The organism is Amycolatopsis eburnea, assembly GCF_003937945.1.
In the GTDB taxonomy this organism is placed as follows: Bacteria; Actinomycetota; Actinomycetes; order Mycobacteriales; family Pseudonocardiaceae; genus Amycolatopsis; species Amycolatopsis eburnea.
On sequence record NZ_RSEC01000007.1, the window covers coordinates 38,406 to 58,479 of the forward strand.

Here is a 20,074-nt window from a genome sequence, read left to right on the forward strand (position 1 = left end):
TTCCGGTTGCGTAACGACAAAGGTTGGCCTGAAACACCCCCTGCCCGCCACCGGAGCCACCCCTCTTGACACCAGGTCAACTGCTTGTTGACAGGGTGCCGATCCCCCGCGAGGCTGAGCGGATGACCAGTGGGACCCGGCCGCGGCGCCGCCGCCTCGAACCGGCCGAACGGCGGGCGGAGATCCTCGCCGCCGCCCGGCACCTGTTCGGGGCGGGCAGCTACGCGTCGGTGTCCACTTCGGACATCGCCGAGGCGGCCGGGGTGGCGCGCCCGCTGATCAACCACTACTTCGGCGGGAAGCGCGAGCTCTACCTGGAAGTCGTGCGGCAGCTGATGATCGTGCCCGCGCCGGTCACCGAAGCGTTGCCGGACACCACGATGGAGGAGCGGCTGGCGATCGGCGTCGAACGCTGGATCGAGGTCGTGGACCGCAACCGCGACGCGTGGCTGACCGTCATCGGGCCGGAGTCGGCCGGGCGCGACCCCGAGATCGAGCGGATCATGCTGGAGGCCGACGAGATCGCCGCCGACCGCGTCCTGGAGGCCGCACTGATGAGCGGCGTCACCGAAGGCCGCGAAGAGCTGCGCGCGATGATCCGGTCGTTCGGCGGGATGCTGCGGGCGGCGTCGCGCGAATGGCTGATCCGCGGCACGCTCGATCGCGCGGCCCTGCGCACCTTCCTCACCGATTCGATCCTGAACCTGCTGAAGCTGACCTACCCGGCGGTGCTTGCCGGGCGGCGCGGAACCGGCGGGCGAACGCCGCCGGCGTCATCCCGGTCCAGCGCTTGAACGCGTAGATGAAGCTCGACGCCTCGGCGTACCCGAGCCGGTAGGCGACGTCCTCGACCGACAGCACGCCGGTGTCGAGCAGTTCCTCGGCCAGCGTGTGGCGGACTTCGTCGACCAGCGCCCGGTAGCTCGTGCCCGCTTCGGTCAGCCGGCGGCGCAGCGTGCGCGTGCTGAGCGTGAGCTGGCGGGCGATCTCGTCCATCCCGGCGTCGACGCCACCGAGGCGGACCAGGCGTTCCCGGACCTGCTGCGAGATGCCCGAGCGCTCCCGCCGCCGCGCGACGAGCGCCTCGCACTGCGCCGCGCACAGGGCGACGGTCTGGTCGTTGGCCTGCGGCAGCGGAAGCGTCAGCAGCGCCGGGTCGAGCGTCGCGCGGCACGCTTCGGCGTCGAAGCGGGGGCGCACGCCGAACGTCGTCACGTAGGCGTCCACCGCGGCCTCGGGGTGCCGGAAGCTCAGGTCGTCGAGCGCGATCTCCGGCAGCAGGTCGCGCATGACCGTGAAGATGGCGGCCAGGTCGCGCAGCACGAGGAACCGGGCGACGTCGGCGGGGACGCGCGTGTCGTCGAGCTCCAGCGTCAGGCGGTCGCTCTCGAGCGTGACGCGGGGGATGCAGAACGCGAAGCTGAGGTCGAAGTAGCGCAGCGCGAACAGCATCGCGTCGCGCAGCGTCGGGCTGCTGATGCAGGCGAAGCCGAAGATCCCGAAGGTGGTGACGCGGTAGCGGCTGCCGAGTTCGAGCGCCGTCGCGTCCGAACCGTCCAGTTCCACCAGCGCGCGGACGACGGCGAGCTCCTGGCGCGCGTCGACCTGGACTCCGGCGTCGGTCAGCAGGTCCGGTGACAGCGTCGTGGCGGCGAGCAGCTTTTCGGCGGGCAGGCCGCGCTCGGCGGCGAACCGGGTCATCAGCTCGATGCTGGCGGTGCCGCGCGGGAAGTCCCAGTCCCCGACGGCGGGGGCGGCGAGCTCGGCCATGGCCGGAAGTATGGATCACGGGCTTTCGGCGTGCAATCGAGGACCGGAACTGTCCGGGGTGATCGTTAGGGTGAGCGGCGTGGAGACCTTGAGCCGACGGGCCTTGAACCGGGCGACGCTGGAGCGCCAGCTGCTGCTCCGCCGCGCGAAGCTGTCCGCACTGGAAGCGGTCGAGCACCTGGCCGGGCTCCAGGCGCAGGCGCCGTTCCCGCCGTACTACGCGCTGTGGCCGCGGTTGCACGGCTTCCGGCCTTCGGATCTTTCGGACCTGCTGGAGAGCAGGCAGGTGGTCCGGATCGCGCTGATGCGCGGCACGGTCCACCTGGTGACGGCGGCGGACGCGCTGGCGTGGCGGCCGGTGGTCCAGGTGCTCTACGAGCGCGACCTCAAGTCGAACACCCAGCACGCGGGCCCGCTGGCGGGCGTGGACCACGACGAGGTCGCCGCGGCGGCGCGGGAACTGCTTTCGCGCTCGCCGTTGTCGAGCACGGCGCTGGGCGCGGAGCTGGCCCGGCGCTGGGACGTCCCGCCGGCGTCCCTGACCCACCTGGCGCGGGCGCGGCTGCCGCTGGTGCAGATCCCGCCGCGGGCGATCTGGGGCAAGGCCGGGCAGACGACGTACGCGTGCCTGGAGGACTGGGTCGGCTCGCCGCTCTCGCCGCCTTCGCCCGCTTCGCTGATCTCGCGCTACCTGCGCGCGTTTGGCCCGGCGTCGGTGGCGGACGTCCAGGCGTGGGCGGGCATCACCCGGCTCGGCGAAGTGGCCGCGTCGATGGACCTGCGGCGCTACCGCGACCCGGACGGGCGCGAGCTGCTCGACCTGCCGGAGCTGTCGATGCCGGACCCCGACGTACCGGCCCCGCCGCGGCTGCTGGGGCCGTTCGACCAGACGATCCTGTCCTACGCGGACCGGACGCGGGTGATCTCCGACGAGTACCGCAAGCGGGTGATCACGCAGAACGGGCTGGTGAAGGGAACGCTGCTGGTCGGCGGGTTCGTGCGCGGGTTCTGGGAGATCAAGACGTCGAGGAAAGCGGCGGTGGTCGAGCTGTCGCCGTTCGAGAAGCTGCCGAAGCGGGACCTGGCGGCGCTGGAGAGCGCGGCCGGGCAGCTGATGAGCTGGGCGGAGCCGGGCGCGGAGACCCAGGAGGTCAGGGTGCTGCCCGCAGCGTGACGCCGGCGGCTTCGAGCACTTCGCGGACTCGCGGCACCTCGGGACCCACGACGGTGAACGGGGCGGTCGCACCGAAACCGCCTCTCAGGCAGTCGGCGAGTGCGTCGAGGTTCCAGCCGAAGTACCCACCCGGGCCGTTCACCGCTTCGCCGAGCGCGCAGTAGAAGCTCGCGAGGTCGGTGACGTGCGTGCCGTCGACCTGGTAGCCGGCACCCGGTGGCCGGTCGGGGCCTTCCCCGGTGCGGTGCGCCAAGGCCGCGCGGAGCCATTCGCCCCGGTCGTGCCCGGCCCAAAGGTTCTTCACGGCAGGCGGTCCGGCCGACCACAGCTCCCAGATCGGCCGCGCCGCCGGTGCGGGCGGGTCGTGGAGCGGCTCGCGCAGCACGAGGTCCGCGAGGTGGCCACCGCGCGGGAACCACTCGGCGACGTCGAGCCGGACCAGGCTCACCTCGGTCTCGATCCCGAAGCGGTCGACGGCGGCCAGTGCGTACAGCGCCGGGCGGATCTCGCGTCCGGCGCGGAGCCGGCCGAGCACCTCGTCCGGCAGGGCACAGCCTCGCAGCCGGAGCGGCTCCCCCTCGGGGCCGGTGAACACGCCTTCGGCCACCGCGCACGGGATGCGCCGGTCACCGTCGTCTTCGACCAGCACACACCGCGGGAGCACGGGCCGACCTTATCGTGGCCGGAAATCTCGATCGGGTGACCGATCGTGTCCTGTTGTCACAGCCCCTCGGTGCGTAGCTTTTCCCGCATGAGTAGTTCGGCGGAGGGGCCGTCGGTGCTGATCGTGGGCACCGGGTTCGGCGGCATCGGGACGGCGATCGAACTGAAGCGCGCCGGGTTCACCGCGTTCACGATCCTGGAGAGCGCGGCCGAGGCCGGCGGGGTCTGGCGCGACAACACCTACCCCGGCGCCGCCTGCGACATCCCGTCGCCGCTGTACTCCTTCTCCTTCGAGCCCAACCCGCGGTGGCCGAAGCGGTTCTCGCACCAGCCGGACATCCTCGCCTACCTGCGCGGCGTCATCGCCAAGTATGGCCTCGAGCCGCACATCCGGTACCGGACCGAGGTCACCGGGGCCACCTTCGACGAAACGCGCGGCCTCTGGCGCGTCGAGACGAAGGACGGCGAGACGTACGAGGCGAACGTCTTCGTCCCCGCCGTCGGGCAGCTGTCGCGGCCGGTGCTGCCGGACATCCCGGGCCGCGACGACTTCGCCGGCGACGCCTTCCACTCCGCGCGCTGGGACCACGGCGTCGAGCTGACCGGCAAGCGCGTCGCCGTGATCGGGACCGGGGCCAGCGCCGTGCAGTTCGTGCCCGAGCTGCGCAAGCACGCCCAGCACGTCACCGTCTTCCAGCGCACGCCGCCGTACGTCATGGCAAAGTCCGATCCGGTCTACCGGCGGTGGCAGCACTGGCTGTTCGAGCACCTGCCGCCCACGCAGCTGCTCGGCCGGCTGCGGATCTTCCTGCTCGCCGAGTACGCGACCTACGCGATGACGAAGCACCCGGTGCTGGCCAAGATGTTCGAGCTGCGGACCGCGCAGCTGCGCCGCCGCCACATCAAGGACCGGGAGCTGCGCGCGAAGCTGACGCCGTCCTATCCCCTGGGCTGCAAGCGGATCCTCTTCACCAACGAGTACCTGCCCGCGCTGGCCCAGCCGAACGTCGACGTCGAGACGCGGCGGATCACCGGGATCACCGAGAAGGGTGTGCGGGTCGAGGACGGGACCGAGCTCGAAGCGGACGTCCTGGTCTACGGCACGGGGTTCGCCGCGACGGAGTTCCTCGGCCGGATGGACGTGCGCGGCCTCGGCGGGCGGTCCCTTCAAGAGGAGTGGTCGGGCGGCGCGCGGGCGTACCTCGGCATGGCCGTGCCCGGGTTCCCGAACCTGTTCTGCGTCTACGGGCCCAACACCAACCTCGGCGCCGGGTCGATCATCTACATGATCGAGCGCCAGGCCCGCTACATCCGCCAGGCGGTCGAGCGGCTGACCCGGCCCGGTGTGTCCTATTTGGACGTGCTGCCCGAGGTCGAACGGCGTTACGACGACGAGGTGCAGAAGCGGCTGGGCCACAGCGTGTGGAGCGCCTGCACGAGCTGGTACCGCCAGGCCGACGGCCGCGTCACGACCAACTGGCCCGGCCTGGTCACCGAGTACGACCGCCGGACCCGGCGGCTCGATCCCGCGGACTACCGGGTGGTGGCGTGATGGACTACGACGTCCTCGTGATCGGCTCGGGGTTCGGCGGCAGCGTGACGGCGTTGCGGCTGACCGAGAAGGGCTACCGCGTCGGCGTGCTGGAAACCGGCCGCCGGTTCGCCGACGACGAGTTCGCCAAGACGTCGTGGCGGCTGCGGAAATACCTCTGGGCGCCCGCGCTGGGCTGTTTCGGCATCCAGCGGCTGACGCTGCTGAAGAACACCTTCGTGATGAGCGGCTCCGGCGTCGGCGGCGGTTCGCTGGTGTACGCGAACACGCTGTACGAGCCGCCGGACAAGTTCTACGAAGACCCGCAGTGGGCGCACATCACGGACTGGAAGGCCGAGCTGGCGCCGTACTACGACCAGGCGAAGCGGATGCTCGGCGTGGTCGAAAACCCGGCGACGACGGCCGCGGACCGGGTCCTGGCCGAGGTGGCCGGCGACATGGGCATCGGCCACACCTACCGGCGGACCCCGGTCGGCGTCTACTTCGGACAGTCCGGGGTGGACCCGTTCTTCGGCGGCGCCGGCCCGGTGCGGCAGTCGTGCACGCTGTGCGGCGAGTGCATGACCGGCTGCCGGGTCGGGGCGAAGAACACGACCGTCAAGAACTACCTCTACCTGGCCGAACAGGCGGGCGCGGTGGTCCACCCGCTGACGACGGCGGTGTCGGTGCGGCCGGTCGACGGCGGGTACGCGGTGGACACCGTGCGCACCGGCCGCCGCTCGCGCCGGACGTTCACCGCGCGGCAGGTGGTGTTCTCCGCGGCCGCGCTCGGGACGCAACGGCTGCTGCACCGCCTGCGCGACAACGGAACCCTGCCGCGCGTCTCGCCGAGGCTCGGGCTCCTGGCGCGGACGAACTCCGAGGCCGTCCTGGCGGCGCGGTCGCTGCGGAAGGACACGGACTACACGCGCGGCGTCGCGATCACGTCGTCGATCCACCCGGACGAGGTGACGCACGTGGAGCCGGTGCGCTACGGGCGCGGCAGCAACGTGATGGGCCTGATGGCGACGGTGCTGGTGGACGGCTCGCCGGGCCGTCGCCGCTGGGTGCTGGGCTTGCGGGAGCTGTGGCGGCACCGCCGTGACCTCCTGCGGATCCACAACCCGCGGCACTGGTCGGAGCGGATGATCGGGCTGCTGGTGATGCAGACGCTCGACAATTCCGTGACGACGTACACGAAACGCGGGCTGTTCGGCCGCCGGATGACGACCCGCCAGGGCGCGGGCGCGCCGTCGCCGGAGTGGATCCCGGCGGGCCACGAGGTGACCCGCCGGGTGGCGGAGAAGATCGGCGGCCTCCCGCAGGGCGCGTGGACGGACCTGGTGAACATCCCGATCACCGGCCACTTCATCGGCGGCTGCACGATCGGCGACTCCCCGGAGACGGGCGTGGTCGACCCGTACCAGCGGCTGTACGGCCACCCGGGCCTGCACGTGGTGGACGGCTCGGCGATCACGGCGAACCTGGGCGTGAACCCGTCGCTGACGATCACGGCCCAGGCGGAGCGGGCGATGGCGTTCTGGCCCAACAACGGCGAGGCCGACCCCCGCCCGGCGCTGGGCGCGGAGTACCGCCGGGTGGCGGCGGTGGCGCCGAAGAACCCGGTGGTCCCGTCGGACGCCCCGGGAGCCCTGCGGTTGCCGGTGGTGCCTCAAGCAATTCTCCAGAATCCGCCCGCCGATTCTCGCTAAGCTCGTCCGCGTGGAGCCCAACGAGGTCATCGACGTCCTGAACCGCCCGGCCAGCCAGGAACTCCTCGCCCGGAACATCGCGCGCCTCGGTTACGTCGCCGGGGACGGGACGCCGCGGACGATTCCGATCGGGTTCACCTGGAACGGCGCGGAAATCGTGCTGTGCACGGCCAAGAACGCCGCGAAAGTCAAAGCGCTGCGGAAGAACCCCGCCGTCGCGCTGACGATCGACACCGAGGCGCAGCCGCCCAAGATCCTGCTCATCCGCGGGACCAGCACGCAAGAGGAACTCGACGACCTCCCGGCCGAATTCCTGCGGCAGGCCGCCGGGATGCCGCCGGAGCAGGCCGCCGCCTGGGAAGCCGAGGTTCGCGAGCTGTACGCGGACGGCATGGTGCGGATCACGGTGACGCCGTCCTGGGCGAAGCTCATCGACTTCGAAACGACCCTGCCCAGCGCGGTCGAAGAGCTGATCCGCCGCAAGAACGGCTAGCCCGCCGTCAGTTCCGCGGCCACCGAGACGTACGCGCGGATCGCTTCGTTCTCCTCCGACGCGCGCCACACCGGGACCGCGAGCATCGGCGGGATGTCTGCCACCGGGATCACCTTCAGCCCCGGGAACGGGTAGCGCTCCAGCAGCGACACCACCGAGATGTGCAGTCCGATGCCGCGCGCCACCAGGGAAAGCATGTCCTCGGCGCCGATGCGGGTGCGGCCGATCAGGCGGGGGACGTCCTCCTCGGTGCGCGGGATCGGGCGGCCCGACGGCGTGACCGGCGGGGCCCACAGGTCGCGCGCCACCGGGTGGAGCGCCTTGCCCGGGTCGAGCAGGCGGTGGTCCGCGAGGTCCTCCAGGCTGACCGTCTCGCGCGCGGCGAGCGGGTGGTCGTCGCGCAGCAGCAGGCCGCGGGGCACGGTCAGCAGCGCCGGGCCGGTGCGCAGGTTCGGCTGCGCGAACGAGCGCGTGTCGCCGCCCGGGGACCAGTGCAGCACCAGGTCGAGGTCGCCCTCGGCGAGCAGGTCCGTTTCGTTCCAGCGCCGGCCGATCCGGGTGGGGGTCAGGGTGACGCGGCACGCCGGGTGGCGGCGTTCGAACTCCGTCGTCACGCGCGTCACCAGGTCGCCGCCGAGGCTCGCCACGTAGCCCACGCGCAGGCGGCCGCCGATGCGGCGCTCGGCCGTCCGGGTCTCGGTGAAGATCGCCGCCAGCTCGGCCACGCCCGCGCGGGCGCCGGTGCGCAGCCGCTCCCCCAGCTCCGTCAGCCGGACGCCGCCTTCGCCGGACACCACCAGCGCGCCGCCGATCTCGGCCTCCAGCTCGCCGATCTCCTTCTCCAGCGCGTCGGCCGTGCTGCGGACGCGCCACGCCGCGGCTTCGAAGTCGCCTTCGCGCGCCACGATCAGCAACGTCGCGACCGCGCGGATCGCGGCCAGCTCGATCAGCGACCCGGTCCGGGCGCCGGCGCGCGCGGGCGGCGCGTCCAGCTCGGGGTCGCCGGCGAGGATCCGGCGGTGCAGCTCGCGCAGCGCCGGGCCCGGGTCGGCGCCGAGCGAGCCGGCCAGCCGCCGCCGGACTCGCTCGAAGTGCGCCAGCGCGTCCGCCTGCCGTCCGCTGCGGTAGTACGCGAGGATCAGCTGGCCGGCGAGCCGCTCGTCGAACGGGTGGTCCGCGGCGACGCGGGGCAGCTTCGCCAGCAGCGCCGCGTGCCGCCCGAGCCGCAGCGAGACGTCGTTGCGGTCCAGCCGGGCCGCGTGCCGCTCGGCTTCCAGGCCCGCCCGGATCTCGGTCAGCCACGGCGAATCCAGCCCGGCGAACGGTTCTCCCCGCCACAGCGCCAGGGCGTCGTCGAAGAGCGCGGCCGCGGTGACGTCGCCGGCCGCGGCGCGGGCGAGGGACACCTTCTCCCGGAACCGGTGCAGGTCCAGCGCGTCCAGGTCGACGCGCAGCAGGTAGCCGTGCGCGGTGCGCTCGATCACGCACCCCGCGGCGCGCAGCCGGGAGACGTAGCTCCGGACCGTCGCGGCCGCCCGGTGCGGCGGGTGCGCGCCCCAGACACGCGTGACGAGCTGCTCCAGCGGCACCGGCCGGTTCGGCTCGGCCAGCAGGGCCGCGAGCACGTACCGGCGCCGCGCGTGGCCGACGTCGAGGAGCGCGCCGCCGGACTCGGCTTCGAGGGTGCCGAGTACGCGGTACCTGACCACCGCACTCCCTCCCCGACCTGCGGATTCCACGTTTCCGCAACGTTCGCACACACCTGTTCCGGCAGTGTAAGCGGCGCAGGCGCGTGTGCCGCGGGGGACGGCTCGCGCCCGGCTGGGGGTGTCATGAAGGGGCCCTTCCGGACCGCGTCCGGAAGGGCCCCTTCATGACGAGAACGGCTACGGCAGGCCCGCGAGCCCGGCCGACACCGTGTTGGCGAACGCGTACCCGTTCGTCGCGTCCCAGTTGATCGACCACGTCATCGCGCCGCGGATCGCCGGGTAGGTGGCCGACGGCTTGAACGAGCCGCACGACGTGCCCTTGGCCAGGCAGTTCAGCGCCGAGACCGTGTTGGCCGGTGCCTGGTAGCCCCCGCCCGCCGCCTGCGACGACGCCGGCAGGCCGAGCCCGACCTGGTCGGCACGCAGGCCGCCCTGCAGCTGGATGCAGGCCAGCGCGGTCAGGAAGTCGACCGTGCCCTGCGCGTAGACGCTGCCGTTGCAGCCGAGCATGGTGCCGGAGTTGTAGTACTGCATGTTGACGACCGTCAGGATGTCCTTGATGCCGAGCGCCAGCTGGAAGTAGCCACCCTGCGTGGACTGCATGTCGATCGTCTGCGGCGCCATCGTGATGACCTTGCCGCCGCCGTTGTAGATGCTCCGCAGCGCCTGGCCCATGTAGGTGGCGTTGATGCCGTTCTCGAGGTCGATGTCGACGCCGTCGAAGCCGTAGTTCGCGATCAGCGACTTGACGCTGTTCGCGAAGTTGTTCGCCGAGGTCGAGTCGCCGACGCTGATCGTGCCGTTCTGGCCGCCGACGGAGATGATGACCTTCTGCCCGCGCGCCTGCACCGTCTTGATATCGGCCTTGAACTGCGCATCCGTGTAGCCGCCGAGCTGCGAAGACAGGCCGGAGTCGAGCGTGAAGCTCACCGCGCCGGGCGTGCCGGTGGCGTCCGCGAAGGACACGGCGATGATGTTGTACTTCGTCGGGACGTCCGCCAGCTTCAGCGCCTTGGCGCCGTTGTAGAAGTTCTGCCAGTAGCCGGTGAGGACGTGCTTCGGCAGGTCACCCTGGGTCGGCGGCGTCGTGGTCGTCGTCGGCGGGGTGGTCGTGGTGGGCGGCGTCGTCGGCGTCGTGGGGGTGGTCGGCGTCGTGGGCGTCGTGGTGGGCGGGGTGCCGGGGCCGTCGAGGCTGACGTCGTCGGCGTAGTAGGTCGGCTGGCCGTACCAGCCGTGCAGGTACACCGTCAGCGACGTGCTCGAGCCGGTCGTGAAGCTCAGCGACAGCTGCTGGTAGCCACTGGTGCCCGGCGTCCACGTGCTGGTCGTCGCGGAACCGGAAACGCCCAGGTAGACGTAGCTGCCCTGAACCCACGCCGACAGCTTGTACGCGGTGTTAGCCGAAACGGTGAGCGTCTGCGAGCACTGCGCGTTGTCCGACGACGACGGCGACGCGCTCAGTGCGCGGCTCCCGCTGTGCACCGGCGTGCTCACCGCGGTGGGCGCGGTGGTGCAGGTCCAGCCCGAAGTGCCGGCTTCGAAGCCGGGGTTGGCCAGGATGTTCGCCGCCGAAGCGCTGCCGGCGAGCACGAACGTCACGCCGAGACTCAGCGTGACCACGGAAAGTAAGGAGAGCAGAGCGATGCGAACCTTGGGGACCACGGAAGACCTCCGCTGTGGTGAGGCAGGTCACCACAAAATGGACTAGACCAATCTGATTGTCAAGGAGCCCCATCCGAAAGTCGGGGTGGCCGAAACGGCAGAATGTGACGATCGAAGCCAGGCGAAGCGGGAGCGTGTTGGAGTGAGCGTGTCGGTCGAGCAGAAGATCGCCGAAGAACTGGGCGTGCGCGAAGGACAGGTCAAGGCCGCCGTCGAGCTGCTCGACGGCGGGTCGACCGTGCCCTTCATCGCGCGCTACCGCAAGGAAGTCACCGGCATGCTCGACGACGCGCAGCTGCGCACGCTCGAAGAGCGGCTGCGCTACCTGCGGGAACTCGACGAGCGCCGGCTCGCCGTGCTCGAGTCGATCCGGAGCCAGGGCAAGCTGGACGACGCCCTCGAGGCGTCGATCCTCGCCGCGGACACGAAGTCGCGGCTGGAGGACATCTACCTCCCGTACAAGCCGAAGCGCCGCACGAAGGCCATGATCGCGCGCGAAGCGGGTCTCGAGCCGCTGGCCGACGGCCTGCTGAACGACCCGACGACCGATCCGCAGGCCGCGGCCGCGGTGTTCGTCGACGCCGACAAGGGCGTCGCGGACGCGCAGGCGGCCCTCGACGGCGCCCGCGCGATCCTCGTCGAGCGCTTCGCCGAAGACGCCGACCTCATCGGTGACCTGCGCGAGAAGATGTGGGGCCAGGGCCACCTCGTCGCGAAGGTCCGCGCGGGCAAGGAGGAGGAAGGGGCGAAGTTCTCCGACTACTTCGACTTCTCCGAGCCCTACACCAAGCTCCCCTCGCACCGGATCCTCGCGATGCTGCGCGGCGAGAAGGAGGAGGTCCTCGACCTCACGATGGCGCCCGACGAGCCCTCGGACGAACCGCAGGTCGGGCCGACCGAGTACGAGCAGCGCATCGCCGCGAAGTTCGGCATCTCGCAGCAGGGTCGCCCGGGCGACAAGTGGCTCGGCGACACCGTCCGCTGGGCGTGGCGCACCAAGATCCTCCTGCACCTGGGAATCGACCTGCGGATGCGGCTGCGCCAGGCGGCCGAGGACGACGCCGTCCGCGTGTTCGCGTCCAACCTGCGCGACCTGCTGCTCGCCGCGCCGGCCGGCACCCGCGCCACGATGGGCCTCGACCCGGGCTTCCGCACCGGCGTCAAGGTGGCCGTCGTGGACGCGACCGGGAAGGTCGTCGACACCCACGTCATCTACCCGCACCAGCCGGCCAACAAGTGGGACCAGTCGATCGCCGAGCTCGCGGCGCTGTGCGCGCGGCACAAGGTCGACCTGATCTCGATCGGCAACGGCACGGCGTCGCGCGAGACGGACAAGCTGGCCCAGGAGCTGATCAAGAAGCACCCTTCGCTGAACCTCACGAAGGCCGTGGTGTCCGAGGCGGGCGCGTCGGTGTACTCGGCGTCGGCCTTCGCCTCGCAGGAACTGCCGAACATGGACGTCTCGCTGCGCGGCGCGGTCTCGATCGCGCGGCGGCTGCAGGACCCCCTGGCCGAGCTGGTGAAGATCGACCCGAAGTCGATCGGTGTCGGGCAGTACCAGCACGACCTGTCCGAGGTCTCGCTGTCGCGCTCGCTCGACGCGGTGGTCGAGGACTGCGTGAACGCGGTCGGCGTGGACGTCAACACGGCTTCGGCGCCGCTGCTGACCCGCGTCTCGGGCATCACGACGGGACTGGCGGAGAACATCGTCGCCCACCGCGACACGAACGGCCCGTTCCGCTCGCGGATGGCGCTCAAGGAGGTCGCGCGCCTCGGCCCGAAGGCGTTCGAGCAGTGCGCGGGCTTCCTGCGGATCCCGGACGGCGACGACCCGCTCGACTCGTCGTCGGTGCACCCGGAGGCGTACCCGGTGGTCCGGCGGATCCTGTCGAAGACCGGCACGGACCTCAGGTCACTGATCGGCAACACGCGGACGTTGTCGGCTCTCCGCCCGAGTGACTTCGTCGACGAGACGTTCGGTCTCCCGACGGTGACCGACATCCTGGCCGAGCTGGACAAGCCGGGCCGCGACCCGCGCCCGGCGTTCAAGACGGCGACGTTCGCGGAGGGCGTGGACAAGATCGGCGACCTCAAGCCGGGCATGCGGCTGGAGGGCGTGGTGACGAACGTGGCCGCGTTCGGCGCGTTCATCGACGTCGGCGTGCACCAGGACGGCCTGGCCCACGTTTCGGCGCTGTCGAAGAACTTCGTGAAGGACCCCCGCGAGGTCGTGAAGCCCGGTGACATCGTGAAGGTGAAGGTGCTGGACGTCGACGTGCCGCGCAAGCGCATCTCCCTGACGCTGCGCCTGGACGACGAGCCGGGCGCCCCGTCGGGCAACCGCGGCGGCGGCCAGCGCGACCGCGGCCAGGGCGGCGGTGGCGGCCAGCGCCGCGGCGGCTCGGGCGACCGGCGCGGAGGCGGCCGCGACCGCGGCGGCAACTCCGGCGGCAGCGGCTCGATGGCGGACGCCCTTCGCCGCGCCGGGTTCGGCAAGTAAGGCGCTGGTTCGTGAAGGCCACCTTGAGGAACTTCAAGTTCCTCAAGGTGGCCTTCACGGCGTTTCAGCCGGGGCTCAGCGGAGCGCGAAGAGCCCGATCGCGAACAGGGCCACCGGAACGACGGCCGCCGCCGAACTGATCACCCCGGTGCCGCCGCGCCAGCCGGACGGCGAGTCCTCCAGCACCAGACGGCGGACCAGCGCCGCCTCCACGACCGCCAGCAGCAGGAACCCGAAGCCGACGCTGAAGATCGCCGCCGCGCCGACGAACAGCAGTCCCGACGTCGACGCCGCTCCCAGCGGTACCGCCACCTCCCACCGCACCACGCCCGCGGCCACCGCGAGCAGGGCCAGCAGCGCCACGAAGGCGACGAGGAACCCGATCCGCGCGACCGACTGGTGCTGCCCGCGCGCGAACCACCAGAACCCCGCGTCGAGCGCCCCGGCGAGCACGGCCAGCACCAGGAATCCCGGCCGGATCGTCATGCGGCGAACCGCACTGCCACGCTGCCCAGCTCGCCGAAGTCCGCCACCACTTCGCCGCCCGCGTGGATCGGGCACGGGGGTGTCGCCGTTCCCGTCGTCACGATGTCGCCCGGGCGCAGCGAACGGCCGTGGCGCGGCAGCTCCATCGCCAGCCAGTGCAGGGCCAGGCGCGGGTCGCCCAGCACCAGGCTTCCGCTGCCGCGGGAGAACTCCTCGCCATCCGCGTGGAGGACCACCTGACGGCGCGGGAGGTCGAGGTCGCGCCAGCCGGGCACCGCGCGGCCCTCGACGAAGCGGCCCGCGCAGGCCACGTCCGCCAGCAGCTGCGGGCCGCCCGCGTGCTGGTGGTCGGTGTAGCGGCTGTCCGGCAGTTCCACCGCCAGGAACATCGTGTCGACCGCGTCGAGGACCCCGGTCAGCGACGGCGACGGGCCCGGGTCGGCCTTGAGCCGGAACGCGAACTCGGGTTCGGCGACGCCCATGGTCATCGTGTCGGCCGGCACCGGTTCGCCCTCGGTGTGGTGGAACCGCTCGAACACCACGCCCGGCAGCGGGCCAGGAACGTCCAGGTACTGCCGGGCGTACACCGTGGTCGCGGCGATCTTCCAGCCCGACACCGGGCCGGCCAGCCCGGCGAGCGCCGCCTGGGCCGCCATGCCTTCGGCGACGTCGCGCGGGCGGGCGTCGGCAGGCAGGCCGTCGAGGCGCTTCCCGGTCTGCCACGCGTCCCAGATCAGCTCCGCCGCCCGCTCTCGGTTCACGCTCTTGATCTTGCCAAGCGGAACACCGGGTGTCGATCGGCTTCCGCGGCGAAAACCGCCACCGGGTCGCTGAGCTTCGCGTCGAAGAACGGCGCCGTCACCGGGATCTTGCGGACGTAGGCGCGCAGCACCGGCCCGGCCGTCGCCGCGTCGGCCTCCTCGACCTCCCACGTCTCGCGCGCGCGGCCGCGCCGGAGCCCGGCGGTCGGGTCCGCGCGCAGGTTGTGCACCCAGCCGACCTGGCCGTACGGCGAGACGAGCCAGCGCTTGCCGCCGGCTTCGAGGACGTTGACCGGAGTGGTCCGGTCCTTTCCGCTGCGGCGCCCGCGCGTGGTCAGCAGGAACCCGGTGCCGCCGGTGACCGGGATCCCGCGGGCCAGCAACGCCGTCACGACGACGTTCGCGGCCTTGCGCGTCACGCCGAGCCGGTACTTCCGTGCCATCACGGGGTCATAGCGTAGACCCCGGAAAGCTCCCGCACCCGCGCCCAGACGTTCTCGAACCGCGCGGTGTCCACGACCGGCTTCCGCAGCGCGGCCAGCGCGATCGCCTGCTGGGCCTCGGTGGAGCTCGCCTTGCCGTTGAGGTCGACCGCGGCGGCGCTGAAGTCCTGCACCAGCACCGCGAAGATCTGGTCGGTGACCTCGTCGTCGAGACCGGTGATGCGGGCCTGCTCCAGGACCAGCTGGCCGTACACGATGAGCGTGAACAGCTCGGTCAGCGCGAGCCCGAAGTCGAGGTCGGCCTGCTGCGCCTCGTCCGGCGCCGCCTCGATGAGCAGCTTGACGAGGTAGCCGGCCTGCTCGGTGAACAGCGCGACGTTCGGGATGTGCGCGGCTTCGGCGTAGGCGGTCTTCCAGTCGTGGAACCGGACCTTCGACAGGCCGCGCGCCGGGCCCTGGCGGAAGAGGAACTCGTCGTCCGCGGCGTCGGTGCGGGTCGGCACCGGCGCGTACTCCTGCGGCGCGAACAGGTAGCTGGGCATGAACTTGCCGATCAGTGCCAAGTTGACGGCCACTGTCCCTTCCAGTTTCGGCAGGCCGTCGATGTCGTTCTTGGACATCGCGAGGTAGGTGTCGGCCTCGAAACCCTTGGCCGCGACGACGTCGGCGACCAGGCCGATCACCTTCTGCGCCTCAGTGGTCACCTTCATCTTGGTGATCGGGTTGAACAGCAGGTAACGGCGGTCGTCCGCGTTCGCGCTGCGGAAGTAGTCGACGGCGCGGTCGGAGAACAGCTTCATCGCGGTCAGCCGCGCGTAGGCCTCGACGAACTCGCGGCGCACGTGCGGGAAGTCCGTGACGGGCTTGCCGTACAGGACGCGGTTGTGCGCGTGCGTGATGGCTTCGTACAGCGAGTGCGTCGCCATGCCGATGCCGCCGAAGCAGAGGTTGAACTTGCCGATGTTGACCGTGTTCAGCGCGGCGCTGAACGCTTCGGCGCCGACGTGCAGGATGTCCTCGGCGCGCACCGGGTAGTCCTCGAGCCGGAACTCGGCGACGTACATCTGCGACGGCACCACGTTCTTGACCACGTGGTAGTCCGGGTGCTCGGAGTCGGCGTAGAAGAAGACGTACTGGTCCGGGCCTTCGACGCCGTCGATCCGGCCGAAGACCGACACCGTGCGCGCGCAGTTGCCGTTGCCGATGTAGTACTTCGAGCCGGTGGCGCGGTAGCCGTCGCCGTCTCGGGTGAGGACCATGTCGGAGGAGTAGATGTCGGCGCCGTGGTCCTTTTCGGACAGTCCGAACGCGCCGACGCCGCCGGCGTCGAGGGCGGCCGCCGCGCGCTCGCGTGCTTTCGCGTTGCCGCTCTGCCACACCGGGCCGAGGCCGAGGATCGTGACCTGCCACGGGTACCAGTAGTTGAGGCCGTAGAACCCGAGGATCTCCGACAGCGCCGCGACGCGGGCGGTGTCCCAGCGTTTGTCCGGGTTGCCGCCGGCGTTCGCCGACGGCGTCAGGAACGTCGAGAACAGGCCTTCCTTGCCCGCGAACTCGAGGAAGTCCGCGTAGAAGACGCGGTTGTGGTAGTCCTCGGTCAGCTTCGCCTTGCCGCGCTGCTCGAACCAGTCGATGGTGGCGCGCAGCAGGCGCCGCGTCTCGGCGTCGAAGTGCGCCGGGTCGTATTCGCGCGGGTTCAGCAGCATGGTCGTCCTCCTCGATTACCGACCGGTAACTTAGCAAGGCCGCGCGAGTGCGGGCAATCTCACTGGGGGTACGTCACGCTGGTTGGTACACTGATCTTGCGGGCCGCTCAGTTCTGCCTCGGCCCGCTGCTGTTGTCGACTACCACGCGCCGCGGCCGCACACCGGTCTGCGCCGGGCAGGACAACCCTTCTCAGGTTACGGAGACCAGGGCACACCCGTGCCCGCACGACTTATGAGCACTTTCGCTGAACTGGGCCTGCCGACCCCCCTCGTGGCCGCGCTGGCCTCCCAGGGCGTCACCGAGCCCTTCCCCATCCAGGCGGCGACCCTGCCGCACACCCTCGCCGGCCGGGACGTCCTCGGCCGCGGGCGCACCGGCTCCGGCAAGACGTACGGCTTCGTGCTGCCGGTGCTGACCCGCCTCGCCGCGGGCCCGACGCGGCGCAGGCCCGGCCGTCCCCGCGCGCTGATCCTGGCGCCGACCCGCGAGCTCGCGACGCAGATCGAGGCGTCCATCCTGCCGCTGGCCCGGCCGCTGGGCCTGAAGGCGACCACGATCTTCGGCGGCGTCAGCGCGAACCCGCAGATCACGAAGCTGCGCGACGGCGTCGACATCGTCGTCGCCTGCCCCGGCCGGCTCGCCGACCACATGCGCTCCGGGCACGTGAAGCTCGACGCCGTCGAGATCACCGTGCTGGACGAGGCCGACCACATGGCCGACCTGGGCTTCCTGCCCGAGGTCCGGCGGATCATGGACGCCACCCCCGAGCGCGGCCAGCGGCTGCTGTTCTCGGCGACGCTGGACAACGGCGTCGACGTGCTGGTCAAGCGGTTCATGGACGACCCGGTGCTGCACAGCGTCGACTCGGCGCAGTCGCCGGTGACCACGATGGAGCACCACGTCCTGCACCTGGAGGAGACCCACCGGCTGCCGGTGCTGGTCGACCTGACCGCGGCGCCGGGCCGCACGCTGGTGTTCACGCGCACCAAGAGCCGCGCGAAGGCACTGACGCGCAAGCTGGTGGCTTCGGGCGTGCCGGCCGTGGAACTGCACGGCAACCTGGGCCAGAACGCGCGCACGCGCAACCTCGAAGCGTTCTCGTCGGGCACGGCGAAGACCCTGGTCGCGACGGACATCGCGGCCCGCGGCATCCACGTCGACGACGTCCGGCTGGTCATCCACGCCGACCCGCCGGTCGAGCACAAGGCGTACCTGCACCGCTCGGGCCGCACGGCACGCGCCGGTGCGTCGGGCACCGTGGTGACGCTGATGACGGACGCGCAGGTCCGCGACGTGCGCGACCTGACGCGCAAGGCCGGCATCAAGCCGACGACCACCCAGCTCGGCCCGGGGCACCCGCTGCTGGCGGAGCTGGCGCCGGGCGAGCGGACGTTCTCGAAGGCGCCCGCGGTGGACAACCGCCCGAAGAAGGTCACGGCGTCCGGCGAGGCGCCGGGTGGCGGCCGCGGACGTCGCGGCGGAGCGCCGAAGGAGAACCGCGGGGGCCAGCAGGCTCGGGCACGGCGCGAGGAGCAGTCCCGATCGGGTGGCTCCCGCCGGTCGGGCGGCGCGGCCGCGGGTCGGTCGGGCGGCGCGACCGCGGGCGGTAACCGCCGGTCGGACGTCGCCACTCCGGGTGGCGGCGCCGCGGGTGGTGCCCGCCGGTCGGACGCCGCCGCCCCGGGCGGCTCCCGGCGATCCGACGCCCCCGCTTCGGGCGGCCGGCGGTCCGGCGCTCCGGCGTCCGGTGGCGCTGCGGGCGGTTCCCGCCGCTCCGGCGCCGCTCCCCGGCGTACAGGTACCGAATCCGGCGGCTCCCGGCGTACGGGTGCCGAGTCCGGCGGCTCCCGGCGGTCCGGCGCCCCGGCGACGGGCACCCGTTCGGGCGGCGCGGCGGCGTTCTCCGCCGGCACCCGCGCGGGCTCCCGCCGCACCGGCCGCTGAATTTTTCGTGAAGGCCACCTTGAGGAACTTGAAGTTCCTCAAGGTGGCCTTCACGGCTTTCGGGGTTACAGACCGCGGGCGGCGGCCCGGGCGGCCGCGGCGTCGCGACGCTCCTCGAAGCGTGCGGCCTGCGTGTCCAGGGCCTTGATGAACGTGGCGAGCTCCTCCCGCGCGGTCTCGCCGACCTCGCCGAACCCTTCCCGGTCGAACACCTTCCAGTACCGCAGCAGCGGCATGACGACGTCGTCGTGGTGGATGCGCAGGTCGTAGATGCCCGCCTTGGCGATCAGCGCCGCCTTGCGGGCGAAGCTCGGGATGACCGCGCCGGGCATCGCGAAGTCGAGGACCTCGTCGGTGATCGCGCGCATCATCGCGTCCGGCGAGATCTCGAACGCGGCCTTCACCAGGTTCCGGTAGAAGACCATGTGCAGGTTCTCGTCGGTGGAGACGCGGGCGAGCAGCTTCTCGGCCAGGGGGTCCTGGGTGTAGCGGCCGGTGTTGCGGTGCGAAAGCCGGGTCGCGAGCTCCTGGAACGAGACGTACGCGCAGACCCGCAGCAGCGGCTTGTCCTCGGTCTCGTACCCGGCCTGCATGGTCGCCATCCGCATCCGCTCGAGCTCGACGGGGTCGACCGCGCGGGTGACGAGCAGGTAGTCGCGGATGCAGATGCCGTGCCGTCCCTCCTCGGCCGTCCAGCGGTGCACCCACGTGCCCCAGGCGCCGTCGCGGCCGAACGCGCGCTCGATCTCGCGGTGGTAGCTGGGCAGGTTGTCCTCGGTGAGCAGGTTGACCTCGAGCGCGGTCCGCGCGATGGGCGACACCCGCGACTGCTCCGGGTCCCACGCGTCGCCGCCGAGGTCGGCGAAGTTCCGCCCCTCGCTCCACGGCACGTACTCGTGCGGCATCCATTCCTGGGCGGCGGCGAGGTGGCGGTTGAGGTTTTCCTCGACCGTCCCCTCGAGCTCGTACATGAGTGCGGTGCTCTCGGGAACGGCCATGCGCGCGGTCCTTCCGGGGTCGGGGCGTGACCTACGGAACCGTAACTTACGGCGCCGTAGGTACCGACAACGAACGCGGCCCCCGCATCGTTCCGCGGTTCCGGATCAGGCGCCCACGATCGCCGCCACGACCACGATCTTCAGCAGCCAGTCGCCCGCGTGCAGGGCCGCCAGCCGGACCGGGACGCGCTCGTGCAGCACCGAACCGCTCAGGATCACCACCGGGAAGGCAGCCCACAACAGCAGTGCCAGGCCGATGGAACCCGGCACCCCGCCGACGCCGGCCGCCGCCGACAGGGCCGCGAACGCCGCCACCAAGACCAGCGTGCGGCCGAACTCCGCGCCGGCGCGCCACGCCGACGGCCGGGCGGGCGCCGCGGCGGGGCTGAGGCGGGCCCAGAGCCCGCCGAACGCCGTGTACCAGACCGAACTCGCCACGAACGCCGCCACCGTCGCCACCAAGATCGCGATCACAGACCTCAACTCCTTCGCCGGGGAACCCTTGCGAAGGAGACGTCGA

At 71.7% G+C, this 20,074-nt stretch carries 17 protein-coding genes; 7 read left to right on the forward strand and 10 right to left on the reverse strand.

All coding sequences use genetic code 11. The features are described 5' to 3' along the window. Window positions 1–122: 122 nt before the first annotated feature. A complete protein-coding gene (locus EIY87_RS00760) occupies window positions 123–794 on the forward strand; it encodes a TetR/AcrR family transcriptional regulator (protein WP_125305679.1) in 672 nt (223 codons plus the stop codon). On the opposite strand, the gene EIY87_RS00765 is transcribed toward EIY87_RS00760, so the two are convergent. Then, on the reverse strand, window positions 685–1,770 hold the full coding sequence (locus EIY87_RS00765; protein ID WP_125305680.1) for an AraC family transcriptional regulator: 1,086 nt from the start codon (window positions 1,768–1,770) through the stop codon (window positions 685–687). The two genes, EIY87_RS00760 and EIY87_RS00765, sit on opposite strands and share 110 nt — an antisense overlap. A gap of 79 nt (window positions 1,771–1,849) precedes the next feature. Between EIY87_RS00765 and EIY87_RS00770 the strand changes: the two genes are divergently transcribed. Next, a complete protein-coding gene (locus EIY87_RS00770) occupies window positions 1,850–2,944 on the forward strand; it encodes a winged helix DNA-binding domain-containing protein (protein ID WP_125305681.1) in 1,095 nt (364 codons plus the stop codon). On the opposite strand, the gene EIY87_RS00775 is transcribed toward EIY87_RS00770, so the two are convergent. Then, complete coding sequence (locus EIY87_RS00775) at window positions 2,922–3,608, reverse strand: barstar family protein (RefSeq protein ID WP_125305682.1); 687 nt, start codon at window positions 3,606–3,608, stop codon at window positions 2,922–2,924. The two genes, EIY87_RS00770 and EIY87_RS00775, sit on opposite strands and share 23 nt — an antisense overlap. 87 nt (window positions 3,609–3,695) lie before the next feature. Here EIY87_RS00775 and EIY87_RS00780 point away from each other — a divergent pair, with 87 nt between their 5' ends. From EIY87_RS00780 to EIY87_RS00790, 3 genes are read left to right on the forward strand one after another with little or no spacing between them, the layout of a single operon-like run. After that, window positions 3,696–5,159, forward strand: a complete 1,464-nt coding sequence (locus tag EIY87_RS00780) for a flavin-containing monooxygenase (protein ID WP_125305683.1) — start codon at window positions 3,696–3,698, stop codon at window positions 5,157–5,159. Then, window positions 5,159–6,850: a GMC oxidoreductase gene (locus EIY87_RS00785; RefSeq protein ID WP_125305684.1), complete on the forward strand. Its 1,692-nt coding sequence runs from the start codon at window positions 5,159–5,161 to the stop codon at window positions 6,848–6,850. The genes EIY87_RS00780 and EIY87_RS00785 overlap by 1 nt, the downstream gene beginning before the upstream one ends. 10 nt (window positions 6,851–6,860) lie before the next feature. After that, window positions 6,861–7,343 carry a pyridoxamine 5'-phosphate oxidase family protein gene (locus EIY87_RS00790; RefSeq protein ID WP_125305685.1) on the forward strand — a complete coding sequence of 161 codons (483 nt, stop codon included), beginning with the start codon at window positions 6,861–6,863 and terminating at the stop codon, window positions 7,341–7,343. Here the strand turns inward: EIY87_RS00790 and EIY87_RS00795 are convergent. Further along, on the reverse strand, window positions 7,340–9,052 hold the full coding sequence (locus EIY87_RS00795) for a BTAD domain-containing putative transcriptional regulator (RefSeq protein ID WP_158641272.1): 1,713 nt from the start codon (window positions 9,050–9,052) through the stop codon (window positions 7,340–7,342). The two genes, EIY87_RS00790 and EIY87_RS00795, sit on opposite strands and share 4 nt — an antisense overlap. Before the next feature lie 177 nt (window positions 9,053–9,229). Continuing rightward, window positions 9,230–10,714 (reverse strand): chitinase, encoded by a 1,485-nt coding sequence (locus tag EIY87_RS00800; RefSeq protein ID WP_125305687.1) that lies wholly within the window; start codon window positions 10,712–10,714, stop codon window positions 9,230–9,232. 142 nt (window positions 10,715–10,856) lie between these two features. Between EIY87_RS00800 and EIY87_RS00805 the strand changes: the two genes are divergently transcribed. Further along, window positions 10,857–13,214, forward strand: coding sequence for a Tex family protein (locus EIY87_RS00805; RefSeq protein ID WP_125305688.1), 2,358 nt, complete (start codon window positions 10,857–10,859; stop codon window positions 13,212–13,214). 75 nt (window positions 13,215–13,289) lie between these two features. Here the strand turns inward: EIY87_RS00805 and EIY87_RS00810 are convergent, their stop codons facing one another. Genes EIY87_RS00810 through EIY87_RS00825 form a run of 4 tightly spaced genes read right to left on the reverse strand, consistent with a single transcriptional unit; the run spans window position 13,290 to window position 16,610 of the window. Next, on the reverse strand, window positions 13,290–13,700 hold the full coding sequence (locus tag EIY87_RS00810; protein WP_125305689.1) for a hypothetical protein: 411 nt from the start codon (window positions 13,698–13,700) through the stop codon (window positions 13,290–13,292). Next, window positions 13,697–14,461, reverse strand: a complete 765-nt coding sequence (locus EIY87_RS00815; protein ID WP_125305690.1) for a 2-keto-4-pentenoate hydratase — start codon at window positions 14,459–14,461, stop codon at window positions 13,697–13,699. Before EIY87_RS00815 ends, EIY87_RS00810 begins: the two co-directional genes overlap by 4 nt. Next, complete coding sequence (locus EIY87_RS00820; RefSeq protein WP_191983894.1) at window positions 14,458–14,904, reverse strand: nitroreductase family deazaflavin-dependent oxidoreductase; 447 nt, start codon at window positions 14,902–14,904, stop codon at window positions 14,458–14,460. The genes EIY87_RS00815 and EIY87_RS00820 overlap by 4 nt, the downstream gene beginning before the upstream one ends. Then, window positions 14,904–16,610 carry an acyl-CoA dehydrogenase gene (locus EIY87_RS00825; protein ID WP_125305692.1) on the reverse strand — a complete coding sequence of 569 codons (1,707 nt, stop codon included), beginning with the start codon at window positions 16,608–16,610 and terminating at the stop codon, window positions 14,904–14,906. Before EIY87_RS00825 ends, EIY87_RS00820 begins: the two co-directional genes overlap by 1 nt. Window positions 16,611–16,843: 233 nt before the next feature. On the opposite strand from EIY87_RS00825, the gene EIY87_RS00830 reads away from it, so the two are divergent. Continuing rightward, window positions 16,844–18,556, forward strand: a complete 1,713-nt coding sequence (locus EIY87_RS00830) for a DEAD/DEAH box helicase (RefSeq protein ID WP_125305693.1) — start codon at window positions 16,844–16,846, stop codon at window positions 18,554–18,556. Window positions 18,557–18,621: 65 nt separating this feature from the next. Here the strand turns inward: EIY87_RS00830 and EIY87_RS00835 are convergent, their stop codons facing one another. Together EIY87_RS00835 and EIY87_RS00840 are read right to left on the reverse strand one after the other, a co-directional pair. Continuing rightward, window positions 18,622–19,554, reverse strand: coding sequence for an acyl-ACP desaturase (locus tag EIY87_RS00835; protein WP_125305694.1), 933 nt, complete (start codon window positions 19,552–19,554; stop codon window positions 18,622–18,624). Window positions 19,555–19,659: 105 nt separating this feature from the next. Next, window positions 19,660–20,028, reverse strand: a complete 369-nt coding sequence (locus tag EIY87_RS00840; RefSeq protein WP_125305695.1) for a DUF1761 domain-containing protein — start codon at window positions 20,026–20,028, stop codon at window positions 19,660–19,662. Window positions 20,029–20,074: the final 46 nt, after the last annotated feature.

Excerpts from the sequence above, each read along its gene's own strand:
- EIY87_RS00760 (WP_125305679.1), top strand. The coding sequence starts at position 123 with ATGACCAGTGGGACCCGGCCGCGGCGCCGCCGCCTCGAACCGGCCGAA.
- EIY87_RS00765 (WP_125305680.1), bottom strand. The coding sequence starts at position 1,770 with ATGGCCGAGCTCGCCGCCCCCGCCGTCGGGGACTGGGACTTCCCGCGC.
- EIY87_RS00780 (WP_125305683.1), top strand. The coding sequence starts at position 3,696 with ATGAGTAGTTCGGCGGAGGGGCCGTCGGTGCTGATCGTGGGCACCGGG.
- EIY87_RS00785 (WP_125305684.1), top strand. The coding sequence starts at position 5,159 with ATGGACTACGACGTCCTCGTGATCGGCTCGGGGTTCGGCGGCAGCGTG.
- EIY87_RS00810 (WP_125305689.1), bottom strand. The coding sequence starts at position 13,700 with ATGACGATCCGGCCGGGATTCCTGGTGCTGGCCGTGCTCGCCGGGGCG.
- EIY87_RS00820 (WP_191983894.1), bottom strand. The coding sequence starts at position 14,904 with ATGGCACGGAAGTACCGGCTCGGCGTGACGCGCAAGGCCGCGAACGTC.
- EIY87_RS00825 (WP_125305692.1), bottom strand. The coding sequence starts at position 16,610 with ATGCTGCTGAACCCGCGCGAATACGACCCGGCGCACTTCGACGCCGAG.
- EIY87_RS00830 (WP_125305693.1), top strand. The coding sequence starts at position 16,844 with ATGAGCACTTTCGCTGAACTGGGCCTGCCGACCCCCCTCGTGGCCGCG.
- EIY87_RS00835 (WP_125305694.1), bottom strand. The coding sequence starts at position 19,554 with ATGGCCGTTCCCGAGAGCACCGCACTCATGTACGAGCTCGAGGGGACG.